The following is a 25,574-nucleotide window of genomic DNA, read 5'->3' as shown; positions in this document are numbered from 1 at the left end:
ATGCTACGTGATTTGAAAACAACAGATGTTGAAGCAATTTGTGAGATTAACAAAGAGGCTTTAGGTTATGCTTTTAGTTCAGAGGAAACGTCTAGTCAACTAGCTAAGTTATCTCAGGACTCTCATCACTACCTACTGGGTTTCGAGGATTCGACCAGCCATGACTTACTTGGTTATGTTCATGCCGAGGTTTATGAATCCCTTTATTCAAAACCAGGTTTTAATATCCTAGCTTTAGCTGTTTTGCCTCAAACACAGGGTCAGGGTATCGGAAAAACTTTGCTCCAAGGATTGGAACAAGAAGCAAAAAAACGAGGCTATAACTTTATTCGCTTAAATTCTGCAGACCATCGTCTAGGTGCCCATGCATTTTACGAAAAAGTTGGTTATACTTGTGATAAAGTGCAGAAACGGTTTATTCGCATCTTTTAGTTTGATTTATGTAGAACAAAACTAAAGGACCTGTCACACTATAAAGGAGAAGACCTATGATTTTTGACAAAGATGATTTTAAAGTTTATGACGCAGATCTCTGGAATGCTATTGCCAAAGAAGAAGAACGCCAACAAAATAACATTGAGTTGATTGCTTCCGAAAACGTCGTTTCAAAGGCTGTTATGGCTGCTCAAGGGTCTATCTTGACCAATAAATATGCCGAGGGTTACCCAGGACGTCGTTATTATGGTGGAACTGATGTAGTAGACGTGGTAGAAACTCTAGCTATTGAACGTGCTAAAGAAATCTTTGGTGCCAAGTTTGCCAATGTACAACCCCACTCAGGAAGCCAAGCCAACTGTGCTGCCTACATGGCCTTGATTGAGCCAGGTGACACTGTCATGGGTATGGATCTGGCAGCAGGTGGTCACTTGACTCACGGAGCTCCTGTCAGCTTCTCTGGTCAAACCTACAACTTTGTTTCTTATAGTGTTGATCCTGAAACAGAACTCTTGGACTTTGATGCTATCTTGAAACAAGCCCAAGAAGTAAAACCAAAACTGATCGTAGCAGGTGCTTCAGCGTATTCTCAAATTATCGACTTCTCAAAATTCCGTGAAATTGCTGATGCTGTTGGGGCTAAGCTCATGGTGGACATGGCCCATATCGCTGGTTTGGTTGCTGCTGGTCTACATCCAAGTCCAGTTCCATACGCTCATATCACAACAACGACGACCCACAAAACCCTTCGTGGACCACGTGGTGGTTTGATTTTGACTAATGACGAGGACCTAGCGAAGAAAATCAACTCAGCTATTTTCCCAGGTATCCAAGGTGGACCTTTAGAGCACGTTGTTGCTGCTAAGGCTGTTGCCTTCAAAGAAGTTTTGGATCCAGCCTTCAGGGAATACGCTGCTAATGTCATCAAGAACAGCAAGGCTATGGCAGATGTCTTCTTGCAAGACCCTGATTTCCGTATCATTTCTGGCGGAACTGAAAACCACCTCTTCCTTGTTGATGTAACTAAGGTTGTAGAAAACGGAAAAGTTGCTCAAAACTTGCTAGATGAAGTCAACATTACCCTAAATAAAAACTCTATCCCTTACGAAACCTTGTCACCATTCAAGACAAGTGGTATTCGTATTGGAGCAGCCGCAATAACTGCACGTGGATTTGGTGAAGAAGAAAGTCGTAAAGTGGCAGAGCTTATCATTGAAGCCCTTAAGAATGCAGAAAATGAAGCTGTTTTAGAAGAAGTGAGAAGTGCAGTCAAAGAATTGACAGATGCCTTCCCATTATACGAGGACTAAAATTTTTATGGACATTTATATTAAGAAAGCCATTATCCATCAGTTCAGCCCGGATGACACAGAGTTGTTTCTAGCGGATAAATTTCTCAATATCACTCCAAAAATCGAGGAATACCTACGTAAGAAAATCGAACGTGTGTATTCAGATGAAGCCAAGACTGGGATTTTCGAAGAAGAAAATCCCTTCTTCAATCACATTACAGACGATTTATTGGAGACATCGGTGACACTGGCTAACCTCTGGAAAGAGGAATTCAGCATTTCCGAAAATCTTAAGACCAATGACTTGATTTTTGTGCAATTTTCTAAAGAAGGAGTAGAGCATTTTGCTTTTTTACGTATTGCCCTACGTGAGACCTTGACCCACCTCGGAGGAGAGGTTGATAATCCAATCAAGCTGACTCAAAACAATCTTCCTGGATTTTGTACAGGGGCTGACGAGGCCTTGGTGGTCAATCTTCAAAGCCGAAAATATCACCTGATTGAGAAACGAATCAAGTATAACGGGACTTTTTTGAACTATTTTTCTGAGAATCTGATACAGGCTCATCCTAAGATTTCACCTAAGAAGTCAATCAAGGAACTGGAAAAAACAGCTCAGAGAATTGCTGAAACATTTAATACAGATGATTTTCAATTTCAATCTAAGGTCAAGTCTGCTATTTTCAATAACCTTGAAGAAAGCAATGAGTTGTCTCCTGAAAAATTGGCTAATGATCTTTTTGACAACAATCTCACCGCACGTCTTAGCTTTATTGACCAAGTCAAGGAAGCAGTGCCCGAGCCAGTTCAATTTGATGAAATCGATGCCAGTCGTCAATTAAAGAAATTTGAAAACCAAAAGCTTTCTCTGTCAAATGGGATTGAGTTAATCGTACCCAATAATATTTACCAAGATGCTGAGTCGGTCGAATTTATCCAAAATGACAATGGTACCTACTCTATCTTAATCAAAAACATCGAGGATATACAAAGCAAATAATGTTTAAATTTATAAGAAGGGTCTTGGTGCTTGTTCTTATCTTATTTACTGGCTATAAACTTTTTCATATGTATCGGGATGTGAAGCAGGTCATGACCTATCAATCCTTGGTACGAGAGGTTTTAAGTGAGCAAGATACTCCAGCAAATGAAGAACTAGTCCTGGCCATGATTTATACCGAAACCAAAGGTAAAGAAAGTGACGTGATGCAGTCTAGTGAGTCTGCCAGCGGTACTACAAATACGATTTCTGACAATAGGAGTAGTATTCGTCAGGGAATTCAAACCTTGACTGAAAATCTGTATTTAGCACAAGAAAAGGGCGTGGATGCTTGGACTGCTGTACAGGCCTATAACTTTGGTCCAGCTTATATTGATTATATTGCCCAAAACGGGAAAGAAAATACACTTACCCTAGCCAAGAAATATTCGAGAGATACAGTTGCGCCAACTTTAGGAAATACAACTGGAAAAACCTATCGCTATGTCAATCCAATTTCCATCTTTCAAGGTGGAGAACTCTATGTGGATGGTGGAAACTATTATTACTCTAGACAGGTTCAACTAAATCTTTACATTATTAAATTTTTTAATCTATTTTAAGCACTCAAATCCACTATTAAATTATAGGGAAACGACAAGATCTAGTCTCAATAAGTACTAGATCTTTTTATTATGAAAATAGTTTAAATATCTAAAAATAACTAATCTGACACTTTGTTACAAAATTCCTATTATTCGAACGTTAATTCATAAAATGATTATATGTTTATTTGAAATATTAGAATTTCATTTGGTTTTAGATTGTTATCACTGATTTAATACAAAAAAAGCGAATAATATATCTTGGAATAGAGAGAAATACTTGAAATTCAAAGTAATAGTGATATAATGAATGTAACGAATAATTAGATTGGGGATTAATAATGAAAAATTATTTTAGTGAACGGCAACGTTTTTCATTACGGAAGTATAGTTTTGGTTTAGCTTCTGTATTATTAGGTACGGCCTTCTTTTTGAGTGGGCAGGTTGCAAGTGCTGATGAAACACCTATTTTAGATAGAGTAGCTGTTGCTGAAGCAAGTGATCAACAAACGGTTGCTAGTGATCAGCAATCTATTCCCACTAAAAAAACGGTTGATGAAGAGGCAGTAGAGACCACTTTTTCTGAAGCAAGTGCAGGTATTCAAGAATCTCAAAAAACAACCAACAATTCAGAAAATAGCAAATTAAATGATCAAATTTCAAAAGTAGATGAAGAAACTACTCCTGATAATAAAGTAGATGTACAGAAGACGGAAACTTTAGATTCAGCTACTAGTGTTCAAAATGAGGAATCTAAAAACTCCTATAAAAAATCTGATAACTCCTCTGAGCTTAAAGGTGACTACACAGAAAATAAAGTATCAGATTCTCGTCTAAATCGTAGCCGAAGAGCTATCTCGGAAAATGGATGGGCTTCACATGAAATAGATCCAAAAGATTTAAGTTTTAAAGCTGTGAATATTCCAGTAATCTCAGGTCAATATGTCACGAGAGATGATATTAATGGAATTAAAATTGAAACAGACATGTTTGATATTCCTTGGACCTACAATTATGTCATCGTTTCGAAGAGTAGTAATGGTGGAGAAGCGAGACATCGCATCATAAATATTTATTACAAGAATCTAGGAACGATTAGTTTTGTAGATTCTGACGGCAATTCAATCTCTGGAGTAACGACTAGTAAAGTCTTTAAAAATACAAATAATACTCTTACTTCTGATGATGGTACTCCTGTCCCAGATCCATCGGATGCTGCTATTACTGAACTTCCAAAACTTCCAGCAGGTTATCGTCTTAAAACTGTTGATGGTGATCCTACAAAAGTAGAAGCCTATATTGACCGTCAGACAAGTGACACTATCTATGATTATAGTGAAATTCACACCAATGAGGTTATTGATCCAGATTCTCTAACTCCAGATGAATTGGATGAAGCTTTGAAGAAGTATCCTGCTCCAAAGATTAGTAGTGAAACGTGGTCTTTGACCCAAAAAGAAACAGTTACTCTCATTCGTCAACCTGATGGAAGCTATGCTATTGATCCTACTATTGCAGGTAATGGAGGAAATCAATTTGCACCAGGAACACGCTATCGTCTTGTTCTTGAAAAAGATTCTACCGCTATTCAACAAACAACTAGCCAAACTGTAACCTATACTGGAGCAGAGAGTAACCCACCACAAAATCTTCAAAATGACTTTACTTTTACAGGCGAAGAAAATAGTCAAACACATGACAAAACATGGAAACAAACATCTCATACTTATGGAGAAGTTTTAACTCCAGTCGTTACAGGTTACTACGCAGATAAAACTAGTGCAGGTAAAAAGACTGTTACACCAGATCAACCGCATGCAACTGATACTGTAACTTATAAAAAGTTAGGTAAAATTATCCAAGTAGACGAAGCCGGAAATGTTATTCCAGGTTCAGTATCTAAGACTTATGAAAATAATCCAGTTGATCCGACCCAAGCAGCAGAAACTAAAATTCCTGATGCTCCAGCTGGATACAAAATTAAGGAAGAACAACCTCAAGCTTGGGGTTACAATATAGTTGATAAAACGATTGAACCAAATGATGAAAGTGATCCAGATCGTATTTCACGAGATACCCCAATCATCTACGTGCCAATCGTAAATGATGTGACAAAACCAACCAAACAAACCGTAACCTTTGAAGGTGCGGGTGTAGATACTCCAACTCCTAATGTTCAAACTGACTTCACATTTACTGGTAAGCAAAAACAGGCAGATGGTACGATCACATGGGATCAACCAAGCCATACCTACGGTAAGGTTATTGTTCCAGTTGTAGAAGGATTCTACTCAGATAAGGCGGAAGCTGGATCAAAAGTAGTAACTCCAGATCAACCAGAAGTAACAGACCATGTTATCTACAAACCACTTGGAAGCTTGGTGCCAAAATCTGACGATCCAAAATTCCCATCAACTCCAAAAGTGAAGTATCCAAATGATCCGACAGATCCAACCAAACCAAGTAAACCAATTGTGCCAAATGTCCCAGGCTACAAACCATACTTGCCAGATCCAAACGATCCAACGAAACCAGATACAGATAAACCAGTAGAACCAGGTAAGGAGCTACCAAACCTTCCAACAAACCCCGGTGATGATACTCCAATCATCTACGTTCCAATCGTAAATGATGTGACAAAACCAACCAAACAAACGGTAACCTTTGAAGGTGCGGGTGTAGATACTCCAACTCCTAATGTTCAAACTGACTTCACATTCACTGGTAAGCAAAAACAGGCAGATGGTACGATCACATGGGATCAACCAAGCCATACATACGGTAAGGTTATTGTCCCAGTTGTAGATGGATACTACTCTGATAAGACAGAAGCTGGATCTAAGACAGTGACTCCAGAACAACCAGAAGTAACAGACCATGTTATCTACAAACCACTTGGAAGCTTGGTTCCAAAATCTGACGATCCAAAATTCCCATCTACGCCAAAAGTGAAGTATCCAAATGATCCGACAGACCCAACTAAGCCAAGTAAACCAATTGTGCCAAATGTCCCAGGTTACAAACCATACTTGCCAGATCCAAACGATCCGACGAAACCAGATACAGATAAACCAGTAGAACCAGGTAAGGAGCTACCAAACCTTCCAACAAACCCAGGTGATGATACACCAATCATCTACGTGCCAATCTTAAATGATGTAACAAAACCAACTAAACAAACTGTAACCTTTGAAGGAGCAGGTGACAAGACTCCGGCTGCCGATGTCCAAAATGACTTCACATTTACTGGTAAAGAAAAACAAGCTGATGGAACTACAACATGGACTGAAACTAGTCACACCTATGGCAAGGTTACTGTCCCAGTTGTAGATGGATACTACTCAGATAAGGCAGAAGCTGGATCTAAAGTTGTAACTCCAGATCAACCAGAAGTAACAGACCATGTTATCTACAAACCACTTGGAAGCTTGATTCCGAAATCTGACGATCCAAAATTCCCATCAACTCCAAAAGTGAAGTATCCAAATGATCCGACAGATCCAACCAAGCCAAGTAAACCAATTGTGCCAAATGTTCCAGGCTACAAACCATACTTGCCAGATCCAAACGATCCGACGAAACCAGATACAGATAAACCAGTAGAACCAGGTAAGGAGCTACCAAACCTTCCAACCAACCCAGGTGATGACACCCCAATCATCTACGTTCCAATCGTAAATGATGTGACAAAACCAACCAAACAAACGGTAACCTTTGAAGGTGCGGGTGTAGATACTCCAACTCCTAATGTTCAAACTGACTTCACATTCACTGGTAAGCAAAAACAGGCAGATGGTACGATCACATGGGATCAACCAAGCCATACATACGGTAAGGTTATTGTCCCAGTTGTAGATGGATACTACTCTGATAAGACAGAAGCTGGATCTAAGACAGTGACTCCAGAACAACCAGAAGTAACAGACCATGTTATCTACAAACCACTTGGAAGCTTGGTTCCAAAATCTGACGATCCAAAATTCCCATCTACGCCAAAAGTGAAGTATCCAAATGATCCGACAGACCCAACTAAGCCAAGTAAACCAATTGTGCCAAATGTCCCAGGTTACAAACCATACTTGCCAGATCCAAACGATCCGACGAAACCAGATACAGATAAACCAGTAGAACCAGGTAAGGAGCTACCAAACCTTCCAACAAACCCAGGTGATGATACACCAATCATCTACGTGCCAATCTTAAATGATGTAACAAAACCAACTAAACAAACTGTAACCTTTGAAGGAGCAGGTGACAAGACTCCGGCTGCCGATGTCCAAAATGACTTCACATTTACTGGTAAAGAAAAACAAGCTGATGGAACTACAACATGGACTGAAACTAGTCACACCTATGGCAAGGTTACTGTCCCAGTTGTAGATGGATACTACTCAGATAAGGCAGAAGCTGGATCTAAAGTTGTAACTCCAGATCAACCAGAAGTAACAGACCATGTTATCTACAAACCACTTGGAAGCTTGATTCCGAAATCTGACGATCCAAAATTCCCATCAACTCCAAAAGTGAAGTATCCAAATGATCCGACAGATCCAACCAAGCCAAGTAAACCAATTGTGCCAAATGTTCCAGGCTACAAACCATACTTGCCAGATCCAAACGATCCGACGAAACCAGATACAGATAAACCAGTAGAACCAGGTAAGGAGCTACCAAACCTTCCAACCAACCCAGGTGATGACACCCCAATCATCTACGTTCCAATCGTAAATGATGTGACAAAACCAACTAAACAAACCGTAACCTTTGAAGGTGCGGGTGTAGATACTCCAACTCCTAATGTTCAAACTGACTTTACATTTACTGGTAAGCAAAAACAGGCAGATGGTACGATCACATGGGATCAAACAAGCCATACATACGGTAAGGTTATTGTCCCAGTTGTAGATGGATACTACTCTGATAAGACAGAAGCTGGATCTAAGACAGTGACTCCAGATCAACCAGAAGTAACAGACCATGTTATCTACAAATCACTTGGAAGCTTGGTGCCAAAATCTGACGATCCAAAATTCCCATCAACTCCAAAAGTGAAGTATCCAAATGATCCGACAGATCCAACCAAACCAAGTAAACCAATTGTACCAAATGTCCCAGGCTACAAACCATACTTGCCAGATCCAAACGATCCAACGAAACCAGATACAGATAAACCAGTAGAACCAGGTAAGGAGCTACCAAATCTTCCAACAAACCCAGGTGATGATACCCCAATCATCTACGTTCCAATCGTAAATGATGTGACAAAACCAACCAAACAAACAGTAACCTTTGAAGGTGCGGGTGTAGATACTCCAATTCCTAATGTTCAAACTGACTTCACATTCACTGGTAAGCAAAAACAGGCAGATGGAACAATTACATGGGATCAACCAAGCCATACATACGGTAAGGTTATTGTTCCAGTTGTAGAAGGATTCTATTCAGATAAGGCAGAAGCTGGATCTAAAGTTGTAACTCCAGATCAACCAGAAGTAACAGACCATGTTATCTACAAACCACTTGGAAGCTTGGTGCCGAAATCTGACGATCCAAAATTCCCATCAACGCCAAATGTGAAGTATCCGAATGATCCGACAGATCCAACTAAACCAAGTAAGCCAATTGTGCCAAATGTCCCAGGCTACAAACCATACTTGCCAGATCCAAACGATCCAAGTAAACCAGGTCAACCAGTAGAACCAGGTAAGGAGCTACCAAACCTTCCAACAAACCCCGGTGATGATACCCCAATCATCTACGTTCCAATTAAACCAGAGAATCCGACAGTTCCAACCCCTGGACCAAAACCAGAGAATCCGATAGTTCCAACTCCTGGACCAAAACCGGAGAATCCGACAGTTCCAACTCCTGGACCAAAACCGGAGAATCCGACAGTTCCAATTCCAGAACCAAAACCTCAAATTCCTGTTACTCCGGAACCAAAACTTTTAGATCCTGAAAAAGTAGTTTACGAATTGCCAAATACAGGTGCGGATTCAAACTCAGTAGTGACTGGACTTGGAATCATTGGAATAGCGACAACACTATTAGGGTTAGCTCAAAAGAAAAAAGAAGACTAAATTAAAAATCTAGTTAAATAAAAAATTTTCATGAGCAAATCACTTGTATAAAAGATTAGAGAAGACTATTTTGTTCTTCTCTTTTCTTGTATTCTGAACAGTGAGATAATTTTACTCAATATGATTTAGTAACTGTATAAGACTTTTTTAAGTTTTGTAAGGTATGCTAGAATGGAAAAGGAGGAGCGTCCAATGAGAAAGAAATTCTTTCTGACTAGTGCTGCAGTACTTTTAGCAGTTGCAACACTGCAAAGCGCCCAGGCAGCTACTGATGTTCAAAAAGTCATTGATGAAACCTATGTTCAACCTGAGTATGTCTTGGGTTCTTCACTAACAGAAGATCAAAAAAATCAAACACTAAAAAAACTAGGCTATGATGCCTCTAAAGATACTAAAGACTTGAAGACCATGACGCCCGATGTCTACTCAAAAATTATGAATGTCGCAAACGACTCTAGTCTCCAGCTCTATTCGTCTGCAAAAATTCAAAAACTAGGTGAAAAATCTCCACTTGAAGTCAAGATTGAAACACCTGAAAACATCACCAAAGTGACACAAGACATGTACCGTAATGCGGCAGTTACCTTGGGTGTTGAACATGCTCGTATAACCGTAGCTGCACCAATCCCTGTAACAGGTGAAAGTGCCCTAGCTGGTATCTACTATTCATTAGAAGCTAATGGTGTTCAACTTCCTCAAGAAAATAAAGACCTAGCTCAGGAAGAACTAAAAGCTTTGTCAGACATCAACGATGAAAACAAGGACAAATCAGGCTATGATGCCAATAAACTCAATGTAGCCCTTGCCGATATCAAATCTGCTATCGCTAAAGCTAAAGAGTCCAAGGGTGAGCTTACTGAGGATGATGTTCGTAAGATCGTTGAAGATACGTTGAAAAATTATAAGCTGGATCAGGTTATAACAGGAAACCAGATCAATGTCATCATCAACTTTGCCTTTAATCTTTCTAAGAGCGATATTTTGAATAACGAAGACTTTACAAAGACTCTAAAGGATCTGAAACAAAGTATCGTTGCGCAAGCAGGAGATAGTTTTAGCAATATCGACCTTAACTTTGATGCTAATAAAGCTATTCAAGACGGTGGCAATATCATCAGTGCTATTTGGCAAGCAATTGTAAACTTTTTCAAGAGTTTTGGTGCTTAGGTTAATTCATGGTATAATAGATGGTAACAGAATAGTTGCCGTCTTTTTTTGTCGGCTGATAGAAAGTGAAAATTATGTTAAAGAAAAATGATATTGTAGAAGTAGAGATTGTCGATTTGACCCATGAAGGAGCAGGTGTTGCTAAGGTAGATGGCTTGGTATTTTTTGTTGAGAATGCTCTTCCGACTGAGAAAATCCTCATGCGTGTCCTTAAAGTCAACAAGAAGATTGGCTTTGGTAAAGTCGAGGAATACCTTACGCAATCACCACATCGCAACCAAGACTTAGATTTGGCTTACTTGCGTTCAGGGATCGCCGACCTAGGTCATCTAGCTTATCCAGAGCAACTCAAGTTTAAAACCAAGCAAGTAAAAGACAGTCTCTATAAGATTGCTGGAATCAGGGAAGTAGAGGTTGCTGATACTCTTGGTATGGAAAATCCTATCAAGTATCGTAACAAGGCTCAGGTTCCTGTTCGTCGCGTTAATGGTGTTCTGGAGACTGGTTTCTTCCGTAAGAATTCTCACGACCTTATGCCATTGGAGGATTTTTACATTCAGGATCCAGTCATTGACCAAGTTATTGTAGCTTTACGTGATTTGCTCCGTCGATATGACTTGAAGCCTTATGATGAGAAGGAACAGTCAGGCTTGATTCGTAACCTTGTTGTGCGTCGTGGACATCACTCAGGTCAAATCATGATTATTTTGGTGACCACACGTCCTAAAGTTTTCAGAGTTGAACAGGTGATTGAACAAATCGTCAAGCAATTTCCAGAAATTGTGTCTGTCATGCAGAATATCAATGATCAAAACACCAATGCGATTTTCGGTAAAGAATGGCGTACACTTTATGGTCAAGATTACATTACAGATCAGATGTTGGGTAATGATTTCCAAATCTCTGGACCAGCTTTTTACCAGGTCAATACAGAAATGGCAGAGAAACTCTATCAGACAGCTATTGACTTTGCGGAGTTAAAACAAGATGATGTCGTCATCGATGCCTACTCAGGAATTGGGACTATTGGACTATCTGTCGCTAAGCACGTCAAGGAAGTTTATGGTGTAGAGGTCATCCCAGAAGCTGTAGAAAACAGCCAGAAAAATGCTAGCTTAAATGGTATCAGCAATGCTCACTATGTCTGCGATACAGCTGAAAATGCCATGAAAAACTGGCTCAAGGTAGGCATCCAACCAACTGCTATCCTAGTCGATCCACCACGCAAGGGCTTGTCCGAGAGCTTTATCAAAGCCAGCGCCCAAACAGGAGCTGATCGCATCGCTTATATCTCTTGTAATGTAGCAACCATGGCTCGAGATATCAAACTCTATCAAGAGCTAGGCTATGAATTGAAGAAAGTCCAGCCGGTGGATTTATTTCCGCAGACGCATCACGTCGAGTGTGTGAGCTTGTTGGTAAAACGAAGTTAATCCTCAAAAGGTTCACCCAAACCTTTTGGGTTCCACAGATACAGCATGTGGAGTGTGTAGTGTTGCTACAACGACTAAAAGGGTGAAAATTCTTGATTTTAAGCACTTTTTCAAGCATTTTGTCTTTATTGAAAAGAGTGATTTTGACATAAAAAAGGTGCAAAAAAATACATTGATGTGAACGTCTGTTTGAATGTCGACTGCGTAGACAAAAAATAGATACGTCAGTAATAAATGAATCCAGCGAGAACATTTTGATAAGTGTTCTCGCTTTTTTTATCTTTTGTAAGTCACTTTTTATTATCAAAAAACTTGCATTTTATCATTTAAAATGATAAAATACGTACAAAATGATAAAAAGGAAAAACAATGAATGTTCAAAAGATAATTTCTATTTTTCAATCGTTTTATATTAATGTAAGTGTTGAAAAAATAGCTTTAACTTTACCAATTAGTTTTGAAAAAAGATTTCAATATGTCCAAATGAAGTTTCATAAGGAGTCATTTTTATTGATTAAAGAAAAGAGAAGAGGTAGTTTAGACTCATTTGTTACTCAAGCTCGTATTATGGGTGAAAAAGCTAGCATGGACGTTATTTTGGTATTTTCAAAGCTATCTGACATTGAAAAAAAACAACTCCTTCAAGCTAGAGTTCCTTTTGCAGATTTCAAGGGAAATCTCTTTTTTCCTCCATTGGGATTAGTATTGAATGCTAATGATGATGTTGTAGCATCTAAAGAATTAACACCTAGTGAACAATTAACTTGGATTGCCTTTTTATTGACAAAAGGTCAAAAAGAAGTAGATGTTGATATGCTTTCACAGGTAACTGGGCTTCCAAACTCAACGATTTATAGATGTTTGAGGACTTTTAAAACTTTAGATTGGTTAAATAAGCCAAATAAACTTTACACCTATACAGCATCAAAAAAAGAATTATTCTTAAAATCAGAGTCCTATTTATTTAATCCCATCAAAAAACGGCTCTTATTGCCCAATGTAGATCTAGAGAATATAAAATCTGCTTCTAGGCTTCTATACGGTGGTACTTATGCTTTATCCTATTTGACTTTTTTAGCTGAATCGGATGAAAATAGTAGCTATGTTATATCACAGAGACAATTCAATAAATTATCCTTGCCATTATCTCAGCATGTTTTAGAAGGCAAGGTATTAGAAATATGGCGATATCGCCCTTTTGTATCTGAATTTTGGAACGGTTTTAAAGAAAATCAAGATAGACAGTTTGTAGATCCTATTTCACTTTATTTGACCTTAAAAGATGATGATGATCCACGTGTGGAGGAAGAGATTGAAGCACTAAAAAATAATATATTACAGTATCTAGGAGAAGATGATGTCAGCTAATACGAAAGCTATTTTTCAAGAAATGTTTGCGAATTTTCAAGACTATTATGTTTTGATTGGAGGGACTGCAACCTCTATTGTATTGGACTCGCAAGGATTTAAAAGTCGGACAACAAAAGATTATGATATGGTAATCATTGATGAATTAAAAAATAAGGAATTTTATGATACCTTGAATCACTTTTTAGAATTGGGAGAATATCAAGGAAGTCAGAAGGATGAAAAAGCGCAATTATTTCGATTTACAACAAATAAACCTGAGTTTCCTTCTATGATTGAACTATTTAGTATTTTACCAGAATACCCATTAAAGAAGGAGGGGAGAGAAACACCCTTACATTTTGATGAAGATGCTAGTTTGTCGGCCTTATTATTGGATAAGGATTATTATAATATATTGGTGCATGAAAAAGAATCCATTCAGGGATACTCGGTGTTGAGTAATCGTGGTTTAATTATTTTCAAGGCTAAAGCTTGGTTGGATATGAGAGAACGCTCTGCCATAGGTATTCAAGGTTTAAGTAAAGCCATAAAAAAACATTTGAACGATATTACTCGATTAACAGCTTTATTAGTAGGAAGTGAAAAACTGTCAAATATAACCTCTAGTGACACGGTAAAAGCAGATATGCACCGTTTTGTGATAGAACTTGAGTCTGTGATATCAACTATTCCTCAAAATGATGATATTTTATTGAATCGAAATGAAGTTTTTGAAATTTTGAAGGATTTTTTAGATAGTTAAAATAATTGTAGTAATATAGGTATATTGGAATGTGGCATACTTGTTTATGTCTGGGAGGACTGATGTGTCAGTTCTCCTGTTTTTTATGTTCAAGTTACTTGATTTAGTTCAGGTGGCTTTTTTGCTGTTCTTTTTTATGCGATAACCATTTCAAGACGTTTTTGGTAGGATTTGAGAGAAATATAAATAGTAGGAGATAGTCACATGTTGATTCAAGAAAAAGTGAGAAACATGTTTTTCGTAAAAGCAAAAAATACCGCCCTTTTGTTCGATTACGATTGGAACTTTGATGAGCGCAGCTGTTGGTCAAGGTGGACAGTCGCTCCATGTAGATGAAGTTGGGAGAACAGGAAATCCTGCCACCAATCTTATCCAAGCAAAGCCAGCTGATAGTGAACATATAATCCAAGCCAAATTAAGTGGTCAGGCAAGTGGAGAATTAACCTTTGCCGTTTCGAACGAGGAATTAGATAAAGTAGAACAAGTAGCTAAGGCTGAAGGCGTTCAAGTTGTCACAGATAAGGAAGTCAATCTGGCTACAAAAACAGCAGTGGAAAAAAGCATCGCTCTTTCCAAAGAACAGACTGACTCTGATAAGCAGGTCTCGGAAGTTAAGAAAGCGACAGCTGATTATGCATTGGAAAATTATGGCCTATCTCCTTTAAAACCAATCAAATTTAACAAGGCTAGATGGAAAGAAATGGTAAAACCTTATTTTGAAAAAAATGATGTTTTTACTATGCCTCAAAATGAAAATATAAGTTTCTAAAAGGAACAGAAGTAAATCTGTGTTTAACTGCAACTAGTAAGTTGCAGTTTTTTGTTTTGAATAATGATATAATAGGTTAAGAAAATAATGAAAACGCTATATATTTGAAAATTGATTAGGAAAGCAGAAAGTATGGAAACAATCGATATGATTATTAAATCATCAACTGAATTTTATAACGATTTAAAAGCTGATGAACATGACAGATATCGTTCATGGGAACATTGCTATTCACATTTTATGAAAGCTCGAAAAGAGAATGATGTGAATCTTGATTACTTGAGTTTACAACTTGCATTTTATTTAGCAAGTTGGGGGATGTATAGAGGTTCTTCATTCTTATTACAAAAGGATTATAGAGTACATATACCTGTAGTAAGAGAAATCTTAAGCAATAAATATGATTCTCTAGCAGGAATAGAATGTAAAGATTTTAAAAATGAAACTAACCAAAAATTGCTAAAGGAAATAAATGAATTTATTGCTAATTATTATGATGAAATCAGACGTGAAGTGAGAAGTTCAGCACTAAAAAATAACTTATCAGAAACACTAATCACAAAGATACTGATGGGCACACTTGGTTGCGTTCCGGCATATGATAGATATTTTGTTAAAGGAATAAGATCTCAAAAGATTGCAAGTGGAACCTATAACATTAAATCTATTTTACAACTAGTAGATTTTTATGAAAAAAACATAGAACAATTTGATTCAGTTCAAAAGAATTTTATTGTTGCTGATATGCTGTATCCTCAAATGAAAATACTTGATATGGGATTTTGGCAGATTGGTTTTGACCTAGATAGTAAATAACTATTTACTTCTGTATCTGGAATTTATAAATGGATTTACTTTGAAAAGATAGTAACTCTAAATCTTAATAATAATTTTTCATTGAATAGATTTTAGATAATTAGCTTTTAGAGTATGGTATGCTACATATTAATTTTATTATTAGGGAAAGCGACTAGATAGCATCGTATTAAGATATTTTTACATAGATGATATTGCATTTTGAATTATAACAAAGGAGTACTAACATGCCGAAATATACCGACGAAGATATTAGAAAATTAAATAAAATCACATTAAAAATTGCTGGTGATTATTTAGGTATAAGTTCACAGGCAGTTGCTATAGGTCTTAGAAATAATCTTCTTCCAATTGGGTTCGCTATTCATAACGAAGAAAGAGACAGACGTTTTACTGAGAGCTGGTCATATCATATTATCGCTGAAAGAATGATTTCGTACAATCATGGTAATCTATCAGAGATCCGTGTTGAAAATATTGAAACTAGTTTAGATAAAATAATAGAGGAATTTAACGGTTTAAAACAAGATTTACTTTTTATATTAAGCGAAAATGCAGAAGTGAAGAATTAGAAGTTTTTGAATTTGCGTTTTCGCTTGGTAAATATAAAAACGGTGATGTAAAATATAAGGGTAAAGGTGTTTCAAATGAAGATGATAAAGACCTTTTCTAGAGAAGAACTCTATGAAGAAATCTGGAAGATAAGTGCGAAACAAGTTTCATTGAAATATGATTTAAGTTATTCTGACTTACTCAAGAAATGTAAAGAATTTGAAATCCCAATTCCAAAGGGTAGTTATTGGTATCGTAAGAATACTGGACAAGACCTAAGTGAACTTATCGTTCCATTACCACAAAATGACATAAATGAGGTTCATATTGATAGAAAAAGTTTAAAAAACAGTAGAATTAGAGCTGCTAAACATAAAGAAGATAATACGGAGGATAAAAACGAAGATACTGTTAAACTTGATACAACTAGTATAAGAAGTTCATTATCATTTATAGAGGACGATAAAATAGAGCGTATTATTGAAGCAGTTTCAAACCTAAACCAGGCTCCAAATAAGAGATTACATAAATCTGTAGCTAATCTAAGAGATAAAATTGCAGAGTGGAATAAGAGAGAAAAAGCTGCTTCTTATCCTTACTTTGATTCTAGGCACAGATATAATGATTTAAAAGAACCTAAATTTGTAAAAAACATTTCACTAAATTCTCTTCCGCGTTTATATCGCTTTTTAGATACACTAGTTACTGTAATTGAAAAAATCGGCGATAATGTAACTTCAAATTGGGATATTCAAATTGAAAAGGATATTGTTCGTTTTGAAGTTATAGAATCAACAGACAAAGTAACTCATGAATTAACAAAAGAAGAAGCTAAAGAACTAGCAGAGTACAATGATAGCGTTAAGTTTAATAGATATGCTTTTAAACCAAGAATAAAGAAGTATGACTATATTCCAAATGGAAAATTTAGATTTAAGATAATAGATGGTAAATACATTAAAGATACTAAAGAATTCACACTTGAACAATCAATACCAGAAATAATTATTTTAATTTACCAAGAGTATTATAAAGTTAAGAACTTACGACTTGAACGTGAAGAGAGAGCAAGACAATACGAAGAGGAGCAGGAGCGAAAAAGAAAATTACAAAATAGAATCGAAGAAGAGAAGAAGCGGACAATGTCTCTTCTGAATATGCTAGAAGATTTTCAAACAGCAAATGATTTAAGACTGATGGCTGATAAACTGGAGATATCAGGGAAACTTAGTAAGGATGAAATTGATTGGATTAGATCCAAAGCTGACTGGATAGACCCAATAGTTTCTTCAACAGATGAATTATTAGGAAATAGAAATCATGAAAATTCTAGAGAACAAAAAGAACAATATCTAAGTGAGAAAAGGTACTACTGGTAACTTTATTTTTCTTATGTTTTATAAAGACAATTGTAAATAAAGGAGTTTTAATTATGACAACTAGTCTAGAAAACAATGAGTTTATAGATAAAACAAAAGTTGGTTTAGATTTAGATGAAGATGATCCAAGACTTGGAGTTAGAGGCTTTGAATTTGATAACTCAACATCTGAAAAAGATTGTGTTTTGGTTATTGGTCTAAACCCTGCAGGAGATGAAGAAGATGCTACAATTGAGGAAGATGACAGGACATATCTATATAGTTTAAAAAAGTCTATTAAAAGTAAATATGTTTATAATAAATACTATAAACCTATTTATGATTTAATGAATGATATTTTTGATAATAAAGCTAAATGGCATTGGTGTAATAAATCATGGGATATTTTAAGAAAAGAAATAGAACATTCTATTGAATATTTTAAGAACAAAAAAATTTTAGATGTGATACATGAAGAGTATTTAAACCACCAAAATAGGAAAGTATCAATCTATATTGGAGATATGTTCTACTATCATCAAACAAGTTCTAAAAAACTTCCACTTAAAAAATCAGTATCTTACCCTCAATACTGCAAAGAAATGTTGGAACTTCACATTGAATCTCTTATAGAAGCTGGTAAAAGTATAAAATTTGTATACATAAATAATTCACAAGTTTCTCAATGGTTGTGTGATAGTGATATAAAGACATTTACAGTTTTCGGGGATAGGAAAATTCCTGTATTCTTTGGTGGAATGGTTTCAGGTGGTAGAATGGATTTATTTTCAAAGAAAAGATTAGTTCATGAGATCCAAGATTATTTAAATAAACTTGAACCAAAAATCGAAAACTAATTAAAATTCTATGAGGAACCGAAGTTACATGAAAGAATATGTTTTAAGTTTGGAAAAAGAATTCTCTTTAATAGAAAATGGATTTAAAGAAGAAGAAAAAAGAGCTCTTGCTGACTATCAATCAAACGATAATGCGTATATCAAAGAATTAGCATTTTTAGCTTATAAATCCAATGTATATCAAGTTAGAATGTACGGTGTATTTCTTTTTGGATACTTATCAGAACAAGATGATATTTTAGCATTTATGCGAGATGAAGTTTCCAAAGATGATAATTGGAGAGTTCAGGAAGTATTGGCAAAGGCATTTGATGATTTTTGCAAGAAAATAGGATATGAAAAAGCACTTCCAGTAATTGATGAATGGTTAAAAAATAATAATCCTAATACAAGGAGAGCAGTAACAGAAGGATTAAGAATATGGACAAGCAGACCATATTTTAAAGAAAATCCAAACGAAGCTATCAGACGAATTGCAGCATTAAAAGAAGATTCTAGTGAATATGTTAGAAAATCAGTTGGCAATGCTTTAAAGGATATTAGCAAAAAATTTCCAGAGTTGATAAAAGAAGAACTTGATGGTTGGGATATTAATAGTAAAGAGATTCAAAAAGTTTACAAGTTAGCAAGTAAATTTATTAAGTGACAATTATCAGCTATAAAGTTAGAAAAAGATACTTTAAAATATTTTCATTCTATAGTATAATTTTAAGCAACAACTCAGTCACTTTCGTTCTATAATATAGAAGTTTGCTATCACGACATGTTGAGGCAGTATCACTGCTTGTACGAGCTGAGTTATCAGTGAAGTAGAAGCAGATGTTCGGCTCATGCGACAAGGTGAGACCGAAGGTTGAGAAGGTGCCCTGAGGTATAGCTGTCGTAGAGTCAGGAGATTACGACGAAACGATACGGTAAGTCCGAAACACTGAATGTGTAAGCTTGTTTGTGAAATGTGGATAATCGTTCAAAAATCAGAAGGACTAGAGATGTATATGTTGGAATTGTATCAAAATCCTTCTTATAAGGATCTAGTCGCATTTGGGCCCTTATTAGAAGGAATAGAATTTGTATCTAAAATAACTGGATATACTCTAGAAAATGAAAATGATTTTGTTCAAGGTAATAAAGTAGAAATAACGAACATTTAGATGAAAGGTTTAGAGTAAACATGAGTCTCTTATTTGAAGAATTTAAAATCATTTGTTTCCATTTAAATCGAGTCGGAATTACACCGACACTGATGGGTTCTTTGGGATTGGAGTTTAGAACGAAAGAAGATTGGGGGCCGTCTGACATTGACATTCATGTGCCTGGTGACCCTAGAGGTTGGGAAGCGCCTGATCATCTCAGAATTTACGACTGGGACAAGATAATGAAAGTGATGAAAGACTTAGGTTACGTCTTAATAGATATTCATGAGCATGAATTCCAAAAGGATCGAGTGAGTGTTGAATTTGGAAGTATCGATTCCTTACCTGATTTTGCAGGAGTTTCGGAATTTGATATAGAGCTTATTCACATTGAAGGCATCACTTTTCGTCTTCCAAGTCTGGAGCAGTATCTAAGTATTTACAAAGCTTCTTCTCAAGACTCCTATCGAAATGATCACAATAACAATAAGGATTTTAAAAAGATCGAGTGGCTGGAAAGATATTTGTAAATTATCATATGAAAAGTAGTAAGTTGTAAGACTGTCTGCTATGTTATTTTTATCATCATTTTTATTGGTTATTTAATTTATACTATATTGGCTAGTAATAGAATTAGTAAAGAAAAAGATTTTAAATTTTAGATCAGCTTATCCATTATTGAAGGTAATGATTGGCTATTTAGAGGATTTGATAGAGAGTTTTCTATTTGATGAGGTATCACTGCTTGTACGAGATTAGACAGGAGGATAAAATAATGGAGATTTTGGAAATTAATCCTATTTCGGTTAAAAAAAGAATGACTGAACTACTATTTGATTATCTTTTAATCATAACTTACTTGGGTATTCTGTTTCTTTGCGCTATAACTCATTACTACATTGTTTTTAATGGTGTGCCAATGCAAACAGAATTTCAGGCGCAGACTCTTACATTTTTTATCAGTGTCCTGCCAATTATGTTTTATTTCACATTTTCAGATTATGCAAAAAATGGAAGTTTTGGGAAATCAAAAGCAGGGCTTCGTCTGGTCTATCAGAAAAAAACAATTCAGGCCAGCTTTATTAGAAATCTCATCAAATTTTCACCTTGGCAATTAGGGCATATGGGAACTATTCATGGAGTCTATAGTGATTTTGATCTAATATCCATTATCCTCTCGTCTTTAGCAAACCTGCTTGCACTGTTGTTACTGGCAATGGCAATTTTTAGGAAAGATAAAAGGCATCTAGGAGATTTGCTAGCTCATACACAGGTTCAGCTAGAGGGAGACAATAAGTGATTCAACTTAGCAGTTCAAAAAATGCGGGTACATTGCGCAATACGTACAACCCGTGGATATGTTCCCGATGGCCGCACATGTTGAGGCGGTATCATTACTTGTACGAGCAGATTCATAAGTAAATTTATAATGGGTATTTTATAAGGAGGTATATATGCTAGGAGCAATAGTTGGAGACATTGTAGGTTCAGTTTACGGATGGAACAATATCAAAACGAAGGATTTTCCTTTATTTTGTGAGGATTGTTTTTTCACGGATGATACGGTAAGTTCGAACCGCTGAGTGTGTGAGTTTGTTAGTGAAACGTAGTTAATCCTCAAATAAAGGAAACTAAAACTCCATTATTTTGAGATGAAAACCTAAACTGTTTTTAAGGAGGTGAAATATTGATAGAAAGCAGACCTATGTTTGAAAAAATCTCATCCTTTGATGAATTTAATAAATATTACTGGTATCGTGATGAACTTTCACAGATATGCAGGTCATTAGGACTTGAATATAGAGGTACAAAACAGGAACTCAATGATATTATTGAGCAGTACTTCAAGGGGAATTTGATTAAAAAATCATCAGTAAAAAGGAAAAAGAAACGAGTAGAAGTCGTTACTTTAGATACGCCCTTACTTGAATGTGGATTCTCCTTTAATGCAAACTTTAGAGAATATTTCTCAACTTTAACAGGTGTTTCGCCCTTTAAATTTACTGCTAATATGGCTACTGCTTGGAGAAAAGTGAAAAAAGAAAATGATTTGAATTTCACAATCCAAGATATGCTAAAAGTCTATTATGGAGATTCAGATTATGCCAAGTATGACCATTCGGTTTGTCAATGGAATCAATTTTTAAAGGATTTCTGTGCAGACGAAAATAGTGGCAACTACTCGAATAAACTAAAAGTAGCTTCCATTCTTTGGAAAGAAGTTAGAAATTCAAGTAATGCAAAAATTTATTCAAAGAATCTTTTAACTAAATATACAGATAAAATAAAAGAGTATGACAAGTAGAAATGTCAGTCTAAATCGATAGTTTGTAAGGAGGCATGCCATGCTAGGAGCAATAGTTGGAGACATTGTAGGATCAGTTTACGAATGGAACAATATCAAAACTAAGGACTTTCCTTTATTTCGGAAAGACTGCTTTTTTACAGATGATACGGTGATGACCTGTGCTGTGGCAGAAGCAATCATGAATGGTGGCCAGAAGGATAACTTTATTGACGCCATGAAGAAATATGGTAGGATGTATCCTGATGCAGGTTACGGTGCAAGATTTAGTAATTGGGTTGAGGGCAACGATCGAGAACCATATAATAGCTTTGGAAATGGTTCTGCCATGCGTGTTTCTCCTTGTGCTTGGGTCATGGATTGTGGCTTCTGCGCCAGAACAGGAGCCTGGCCTTCCGGGAGAGCTCTTGCACGACTTTCTGCAGAGGTGACTCATAACCATCCAGAGGGGGTCAAAGGAGCTTTGGCGACGTCTGATGCTATCTTTATGTGTCGCTTTTACTTTGGAGGTTACTGTGGGGATTATGAACAACCAATCAATGATAACCCTATAGAGTGCAAGAGACGCATCAAGGAACACATAGAGCAAGAGTATGGGTATAACCTTTCTCAATCACTAGATGAAATTCGTCCTACGTATCGTTTAAATGAAACGTGTCAGGATACAGTTCCTCAGGCAATCATTGCCTTTCTAGAAAGTTCAGATTTTGAAGATGCGATTCGAAATGCGATTTCCTTTGGTGGGGATAGTGATACTCTTGCTGCCATCACAGGAAGTATAGCAGAGGCAGCTTATGGAATTCCTGATTGGATTAAGGAAAAGGTCTATACATATCTAGATGAGCCTTTAAAAGATGTGCTTAGACGGTGGGAGAAAGAAGTTTCAATATCATAATGGAGACTAGCCAGTCAATATCAAACTATGAAAGATAAGGTTAAGGAAGTTGAGCAAATCCTCGGGTAAAGAGTTATCGTCTTACGAGAAGAAAAGTTTGAAACAAACTTGACAAAGACATGAGCTTGACCACTGAAAAATAGCAAAGCGACGAGATAAGAAACAATCTCGTCGCTTTTTCTTTAAAGTTAATGTTGCCATGGATTCATGTTGATCTATTCAGGTATTTACTCAGATTTTTGTTTATTCAAGAGAAGGATACAAGTCATTACTGCAATACAAGATACAAGAATTAGATACCACAGGTTTTCAAGACTAAAATCATTCTCTAGCATCAATCTGTATCCCCAATAAGCTGGGAAAACTCGCCCTAATATTTGGAGAAAATCGGGTAGTAAGCTAATAGGAAACATAATCCCCGAAAGCATAATTGAAGGTAAAAATACAAGTTGCGCTATCATGGTCAGCTTTGCTTGGTTTTTTAAAGTAAGCCCTAGTAAACTACCAATACATAATGACACAATCATGTAGATGGACAGCGCAAGAAAGAATAAGGGAAGTTGTGTCGGTAGACTTGCTTTAAATAAAATAGGGGCCAGTAGCAGGATTACAATGCAGGTCATCATCAGATGAACAAAGGCAGAGAGAAGTATGCTCACCAATCCTAAATAAATAGGGACACCATTAGCATTATAAATCTTTTTAATGTCGCTTCCATAAATTTCGACCAATGAAGGTGGCAAGCCAAGAAAGGCTCCCATTGAGACACTCATGACTATCATAGATTGTATGAGCGTACTTCCCATTTCAGGCATAACAGAAGTAAAAATACCACCCATGATGAGAAAGAAAATAAGCGGTACAATATAGAAAGTAACCAAGAGAGATTTGCTTCGTATATCTAATTTCCACTGTAATACTAGACTATATAAATAAGAGTTCATTCTGATTACCTCCTTGCCATTTTTATGAAATGCTGTTCCAAGCTGCCACGATCAACCTTAATATCCAATATCTGAATTTTTTTCTGCTTACATTCATTCAATAATGAAATTAAGGTATCCTCAATATTGGTCGTTTCAAAATACTTCTCTGATTCTTGAGTCTTCAAATGGATATAATATCTTCTTCCAACCTTGTCTGTCAGTTCTGAAGGAGTGCCACAAAAGACAATCTTTCCACTGTTCAAGATAGCAATGCAATCACATAAGGCCTCAACTTCAGCCATATCATGACTTGCCAAAACGATTGTTTTCCCTTGTGATTTGAGATTCCGTATTTGTTCGTGGAGGGCTAGTCTTGCTTCAACATCAAGTCCCGCTGTCGGTTCATCGAGAAAAATAATATCGGGATTTCCGATAAGAGCAAGGGCGAGATGTAGTCTTCTTTTTTGTCCTGTGGATAATTGCAGATATTGTGATTTCTCAATTTCTTTTATTTCAAGAGCCTTCAGCATGGCATTATCAATGCTTGTCTGATTCCATTTTGCAAAGAGCTTTATCGCCTCCATAGGTTTGATATGAGCTGGCAAAGAAGATGACTGCAGTTGAATTCCCATTTTGCCGTTTACAATAACAGTGCCTCCATCATATTTTCTCAGACCTTCAATACATTCAAGCGTTGTTGTTTTACCAGCTCCGTTCACACCGAGCAGAGCAAAAATTTCTCCTTTTTCGATTTGAAGATCAAGACCTTTTAGGACCATCTTACTTCCGTATTTTTTCTCTAATCCACGAACCTCTATTGCGTATTTCATGCCTACACCTCCTCAAAGGGATTGGTTCCAAGTCTTGAAAAATAAACTTGCAAAGCGGGCTCTAAATATGAGTTAACGATTTTTTGCTTTTCCTCCCAAGCGTTAGTAGCGGTATCAATATTACCGACTTTCATCAACTTCGGAAGCATAGTCATATCTCCATTTGTAAACTCCGTGATCAAGCTCCAGTATTCTTGTACAACCTGTTGGCATTGTTCGCTTTCAGCTGGCACATTTTCTTTCTGAAGCTCGACGATTTGATCACTTACGCGGTTCAACCTATCCATAAAATCTTGTCCGCTTTTCTTGTCAAATCGACTGCGTATACGGTCCAGCGTATCATCATCAAAGCGCTTAATTAAAGAGTATGACTCATTCTTCATTTGTAAATTGACAATAATATCTGCATACTTTTTAAAGTCAACCGTCTGTATTTGTAAAACTTCAACTTTTAACTGCTCTATTTCTGATAATGAAGCCTGAAGTTGTTCTATTTTTTGGCGAATATCATCTGCTTGCTCTGTAAGAGCATTTGCAACTTCAGCTGGAGTTTTCAAAGAGTTCAAACGTCCCTTTATGTCCTTAAGAGAAAAACCAAGTGATTTCAAGGATATAATCTGATGGAGCAACACTAAATCTTTATCGGTATAAAGCCTGCGACCTCCCTCACTTTCTGCCGATGGAGAAAGCAGTCCCTCTTTATCGTAGTATTGTAGAGTTCGGACTGTAACTCCCATTTTCTTGGCAACTTCCCCAACTGTTATAAACCCTTCTGGGATTACTCTGAATTTTGCCATCATTCTCACCTCCTAATATATATTATACATCATGACGTAAGGTCATGAGCAAGCGCTTTATAAAAATTATTGATTAAAGATTTATTCTAGTGATCTCGTTTACTTAATATAAATGAAAATGCTTGTGAAAACACCTATTTTAAGGTGACAAAAAGGGGATGAAAGAGAAGTCCCAAAACAATTACTTGGACTTAGTATATCTTTTTGCTTTGTTCAATGATTGGTGCTATAA

Annotated in this window: 23 protein-coding genes and 3 pseudogenes; 23 read left to right on the top strand and 3 right to left on the bottom strand. The window is 36.5% G+C overall.

Annotation, left to right across the window (positions count from 1 at the left end):
* The 23 genes and pseudogenes from AAFQ93_RS07105 to AAFQ93_RS06995 all read left to right on the top strand — a co-directional run bounded on the left by AAFQ93_RS07105 (position 1) and on the right by AAFQ93_RS06995 (position 22,789).
* Positions 1 to 432, top strand: coding sequence for a GNAT family N-acetyltransferase (locus tag AAFQ93_RS07105; protein WP_375555032.1), 432 nt, complete (start codon positions 1 to 3; stop codon positions 430 to 432).
* Between the two features lie 56 nt (positions 433 to 488).
* Positions 489 to 1,745: a serine hydroxymethyltransferase gene (gene glyA, locus AAFQ93_RS07100; protein ID WP_375555031.1), complete on the top strand. Its 1,257-nt coding sequence runs from the start codon at positions 489 to 491 to the stop codon at positions 1,743 to 1,745.
* Positions 1,746 to 1,752: 7 nt separating this feature from the next.
* Positions 1,753 to 2,727 carry a nucleoid-associated protein gene (locus tag AAFQ93_RS07095; protein ID WP_375555030.1) on the top strand — a complete coding sequence of 325 codons (975 nt, stop codon included), beginning with the start codon at positions 1,753 to 1,755 and terminating at the stop codon, positions 2,725 to 2,727.
* Positions 2,727 to 3,329, top strand: a complete 603-nt coding sequence (locus tag AAFQ93_RS07090) for a lysozyme family protein (RefSeq protein ID WP_375555029.1) — start codon at positions 2,727 to 2,729, stop codon at positions 3,327 to 3,329. The genes AAFQ93_RS07095 and AAFQ93_RS07090 overlap by 1 nt, the downstream gene beginning before the upstream one ends.
* A gap of 323 nt (positions 3,330 to 3,652) precedes the next feature.
* Complete coding sequence (locus AAFQ93_RS07085) at positions 3,653 to 9,391, top strand: YSIRK-type signal peptide-containing protein (protein ID WP_375555028.1); 5,739 nt, start codon at positions 3,653 to 3,655, stop codon at positions 9,389 to 9,391.
* Between the two features lie 192 nt (positions 9,392 to 9,583).
* A complete protein-coding gene (locus tag AAFQ93_RS07080; RefSeq protein WP_045763014.1) occupies positions 9,584 to 10,558 on the top strand; it encodes a DUF1002 domain-containing protein in 975 nt (324 codons plus the stop codon).
* A gap of 74 nt (positions 10,559 to 10,632) precedes the next feature.
* Positions 10,633 to 11,991 (top strand): 23S rRNA (uracil(1939)-C(5))-methyltransferase RlmD, encoded by a 1,359-nt coding sequence (gene rlmD / locus AAFQ93_RS07075; RefSeq protein ID WP_375555027.1) that lies wholly within the window; start codon positions 10,633 to 10,635, stop codon positions 11,989 to 11,991.
* 369 nt (positions 11,992 to 12,360) lie between these two features.
* A complete protein-coding gene (locus AAFQ93_RS07070; protein WP_375555026.1) occupies positions 12,361 to 13,359 on the top strand; it encodes a hypothetical protein in 999 nt (332 codons plus the stop codon).
* Positions 13,349 to 13,813: pseudogene (locus AAFQ93_RS07065) on the top strand (hypothetical protein); the annotation flags it as partial. The gene AAFQ93_RS07070 and the pseudogene AAFQ93_RS07065, both read left to right, overlap by 11 nt.
* Positions 13,814 to 13,843: 30 nt before the next feature.
* Positions 13,844 to 14,104, top strand: coding sequence for a hypothetical protein (locus AAFQ93_RS07060; RefSeq protein WP_301560212.1), 261 nt, complete (start codon positions 13,844 to 13,846; stop codon positions 14,102 to 14,104).
* Positions 14,105 to 14,393: 289 nt separating this feature from the next.
* A pseudogene (locus AAFQ93_RS07055) lies at positions 14,394 to 14,735 on the top strand (hypothetical protein); the annotation flags it as partial.
* Positions 14,736 to 14,873 (top strand): annotated as a pseudogene (locus AAFQ93_RS07050) (DUF4343 domain-containing protein); the annotation flags it as partial.
* Positions 14,874 to 15,005: 132 nt separating this feature from the next.
* A complete protein-coding gene (locus AAFQ93_RS07045; protein ID WP_223141030.1) occupies positions 15,006 to 15,689 on the top strand; it encodes a hypothetical protein in 684 nt (227 codons plus the stop codon).
* A gap of 227 nt (positions 15,690 to 15,916) precedes the next feature.
* Positions 15,917 to 16,261, top strand: coding sequence for a hypothetical protein (locus tag AAFQ93_RS07040; RefSeq protein WP_375555025.1), 345 nt, complete (start codon positions 15,917 to 15,919; stop codon positions 16,259 to 16,261).
* A gap of 75 nt (positions 16,262 to 16,336) precedes the next feature.
* On the top strand, positions 16,337 to 17,620 hold the full coding sequence (locus AAFQ93_RS07035; protein ID WP_223141028.1) for a cellulose synthase: 1,284 nt from the start codon (positions 16,337 to 16,339) through the stop codon (positions 17,618 to 17,620).
* Positions 17,621 to 17,673: 53 nt separating this feature from the next.
* Positions 17,674 to 18,456, top strand: a complete 783-nt coding sequence (locus AAFQ93_RS07030; protein WP_223141027.1) for a hypothetical protein — start codon at positions 17,674 to 17,676, stop codon at positions 18,454 to 18,456.
* A 28-nt stretch (positions 18,457 to 18,484) separates the two neighbouring features.
* Positions 18,485 to 19,102, top strand: coding sequence for a DNA alkylation repair protein (locus AAFQ93_RS07025; protein WP_375555024.1), 618 nt, complete (start codon positions 18,485 to 18,487; stop codon positions 19,100 to 19,102).
* A 286-nt stretch (positions 19,103 to 19,388) separates the two neighbouring features.
* The gene (locus tag AAFQ93_RS07020; protein ID WP_375555023.1) at positions 19,389 to 19,607 is read left to right on the top strand and encodes a hypothetical protein; all 219 of its coding nucleotides are present in this window, start codon (positions 19,389 to 19,391) and stop codon (positions 19,605 to 19,607) included.
* Positions 19,608 to 19,627: 20 nt separating this feature from the next.
* Complete coding sequence (locus AAFQ93_RS07015) at positions 19,628 to 20,119, top strand: phosphoribosylanthranilate isomerase (RefSeq protein ID WP_375555022.1); 492 nt, start codon at positions 19,628 to 19,630, stop codon at positions 20,117 to 20,119.
* Between the two features lie 245 nt (positions 20,120 to 20,364).
* The gene (locus tag AAFQ93_RS07010; protein WP_375555021.1) at positions 20,365 to 20,889 is read left to right on the top strand and encodes an RDD family protein; all 525 of its coding nucleotides are present in this window, start codon (positions 20,365 to 20,367) and stop codon (positions 20,887 to 20,889) included.
* A gap of 154 nt (positions 20,890 to 21,043) precedes the next feature.
* Entirely contained in the window at positions 21,044 to 21,172 is a 129-nt protein-coding gene (locus AAFQ93_RS07005) for an ADP-ribosylglycohydrolase (protein ID WP_080980061.1), read from the top strand.
* 104 nt (positions 21,173 to 21,276) lie between these two features.
* Positions 21,277 to 21,894, top strand: a complete 618-nt coding sequence (locus tag AAFQ93_RS07000) for an SAP domain-containing protein (protein ID WP_375555020.1) — start codon at positions 21,277 to 21,279, stop codon at positions 21,892 to 21,894.
* A gap of 40 nt (positions 21,895 to 21,934) precedes the next feature.
* Positions 21,935 to 22,789 (top strand): ADP-ribosylglycohydrolase family protein, encoded by an 855-nt coding sequence (locus tag AAFQ93_RS06995; protein WP_375555019.1) that lies wholly within the window; start codon positions 21,935 to 21,937, stop codon positions 22,787 to 22,789.
* 227 nt (positions 22,790 to 23,016) lie between these two features.
* Here the strand turns inward: AAFQ93_RS06995 and AAFQ93_RS06990 are convergent, their stop codons facing one another.
* The 3 genes from AAFQ93_RS06990 to AAFQ93_RS06980 are packed head-to-tail and all read right to left on the bottom strand — an operon-like array spanning position 23,017 to position 25,345.
* Positions 23,017 to 23,733, bottom strand: coding sequence for an ABC transporter permease (locus AAFQ93_RS06990; protein ID WP_049509008.1), 717 nt, complete (start codon positions 23,731 to 23,733; stop codon positions 23,017 to 23,019).
* 5 nt (positions 23,734 to 23,738) lie between these two features.
* Positions 23,739 to 24,545 carry an ABC transporter ATP-binding protein gene (locus AAFQ93_RS06985; RefSeq protein WP_049509007.1) on the bottom strand — a complete coding sequence of 269 codons (807 nt, stop codon included), beginning with the start codon at positions 24,543 to 24,545 and terminating at the stop codon, positions 23,739 to 23,741.
* Positions 24,546 to 24,547: 2 nt separating this feature from the next.
* A complete protein-coding gene (locus tag AAFQ93_RS06980) occupies positions 24,548 to 25,345 on the bottom strand; it encodes a MerR family transcriptional regulator (protein WP_375555018.1) in 798 nt (265 codons plus the stop codon).
* Between the last annotated feature and the right edge of the window lie 229 nt (positions 25,346 to 25,574).

It is taken from the genome of Streptococcus nidrosiense (genome assembly GCF_042140045.1).
In the GTDB taxonomy this organism is placed as follows: Bacteria; Bacillota; Bacilli; order Lactobacillales; family Streptococcaceae; genus Streptococcus; species Streptococcus nidrosiense.
This window is presented reverse-complemented; position numbering and strand designations above follow the sequence as displayed.

Excerpts from the sequence above, each read along its gene's own strand:
- AAFQ93_RS07070 (WP_375555026.1), top strand. The coding sequence starts at position 12,361 with ATGAATGTTCAAAAGATAATTTCTATTTTTCAATCGTTTTATATTAAT.
- AAFQ93_RS07085 (WP_375555028.1), top strand. The coding sequence starts at position 3,653 with ATGAAAAATTATTTTAGTGAACGGCAACGTTTTTCATTACGGAAGTAT.
- rlmD (WP_375555027.1), top strand. The coding sequence starts at position 10,633 with ATGTTAAAGAAAAATGATATTGTAGAAGTAGAGATTGTCGATTTGACC.
- AAFQ93_RS07005 (WP_080980061.1), top strand. The coding sequence starts at position 21,044 with ATGCTAGGAGCAATAGTTGGAGACATTGTAGGTTCAGTTTACGGATGG.
- AAFQ93_RS07090 (WP_375555029.1), top strand. The coding sequence starts at position 2,727 with ATGTTTAAATTTATAAGAAGGGTCTTGGTGCTTGTTCTTATCTTATTT.
- AAFQ93_RS07025 (WP_375555024.1), top strand. The coding sequence starts at position 18,485 with ATGAAAGAATATGTTTTAAGTTTGGAAAAAGAATTCTCTTTAATAGAA.
- AAFQ93_RS07040 (WP_375555025.1), top strand. The coding sequence starts at position 15,917 with ATGCCGAAATATACCGACGAAGATATTAGAAAATTAAATAAAATCACA.
- AAFQ93_RS07105 (WP_375555032.1), top strand. The coding sequence starts at position 1 with ATGCTACGTGATTTGAAAACAACAGATGTTGAAGCAATTTGTGAGATT.
- AAFQ93_RS07035 (WP_223141028.1), top strand. The coding sequence starts at position 16,337 with ATGAAGATGATAAAGACCTTTTCTAGAGAAGAACTCTATGAAGAAATC.
- AAFQ93_RS06985 (WP_049509007.1), bottom strand. The coding sequence starts at position 24,545 with ATGAAATACGCAATAGAGGTTCGTGGATTAGAGAAAAAATACGGAAGT.
- AAFQ93_RS07010 (WP_375555021.1), top strand. The coding sequence starts at position 20,365 with ATGGAGATTTTGGAAATTAATCCTATTTCGGTTAAAAAAAGAATGACT.
- glyA (WP_375555031.1), top strand. The coding sequence starts at position 489 with ATGATTTTTGACAAAGATGATTTTAAAGTTTATGACGCAGATCTCTGG.
- AAFQ93_RS07015 (WP_375555022.1), top strand. The coding sequence starts at position 19,628 with ATGAGTCTCTTATTTGAAGAATTTAAAATCATTTGTTTCCATTTAAAT.
- AAFQ93_RS07060 (WP_301560212.1), top strand. The coding sequence starts at position 13,844 with ATGAGAGAACGCTCTGCCATAGGTATTCAAGGTTTAAGTAAAGCCATA.
- AAFQ93_RS06990 (WP_049509008.1), bottom strand. The coding sequence starts at position 23,733 with ATGAACTCTTATTTATATAGTCTAGTATTACAGTGGAAATTAGATATA.
- AAFQ93_RS07080 (WP_045763014.1), top strand. The coding sequence starts at position 9,584 with ATGAGAAAGAAATTCTTTCTGACTAGTGCTGCAGTACTTTTAGCAGTT.
- AAFQ93_RS07020 (WP_375555023.1), top strand. The coding sequence starts at position 19,389 with ATGTGTAAGCTTGTTTGTGAAATGTGGATAATCGTTCAAAAATCAGAA.
- AAFQ93_RS07030 (WP_223141027.1), top strand. The coding sequence starts at position 17,674 with ATGACAACTAGTCTAGAAAACAATGAGTTTATAGATAAAACAAAAGTT.
- AAFQ93_RS06995 (WP_375555019.1), top strand. The coding sequence starts at position 21,935 with ATGCTAGGAGCAATAGTTGGAGACATTGTAGGATCAGTTTACGAATGG.
- AAFQ93_RS07095 (WP_375555030.1), top strand. The coding sequence starts at position 1,753 with ATGGACATTTATATTAAGAAAGCCATTATCCATCAGTTCAGCCCGGAT.
- AAFQ93_RS07045 (WP_223141030.1), top strand. The coding sequence starts at position 15,006 with ATGGAAACAATCGATATGATTATTAAATCATCAACTGAATTTTATAAC.
- AAFQ93_RS06980 (WP_375555018.1), bottom strand. The coding sequence starts at position 25,345 with ATGATGGCAAAATTCAGAGTAATCCCAGAAGGGTTTATAACAGTTGGG.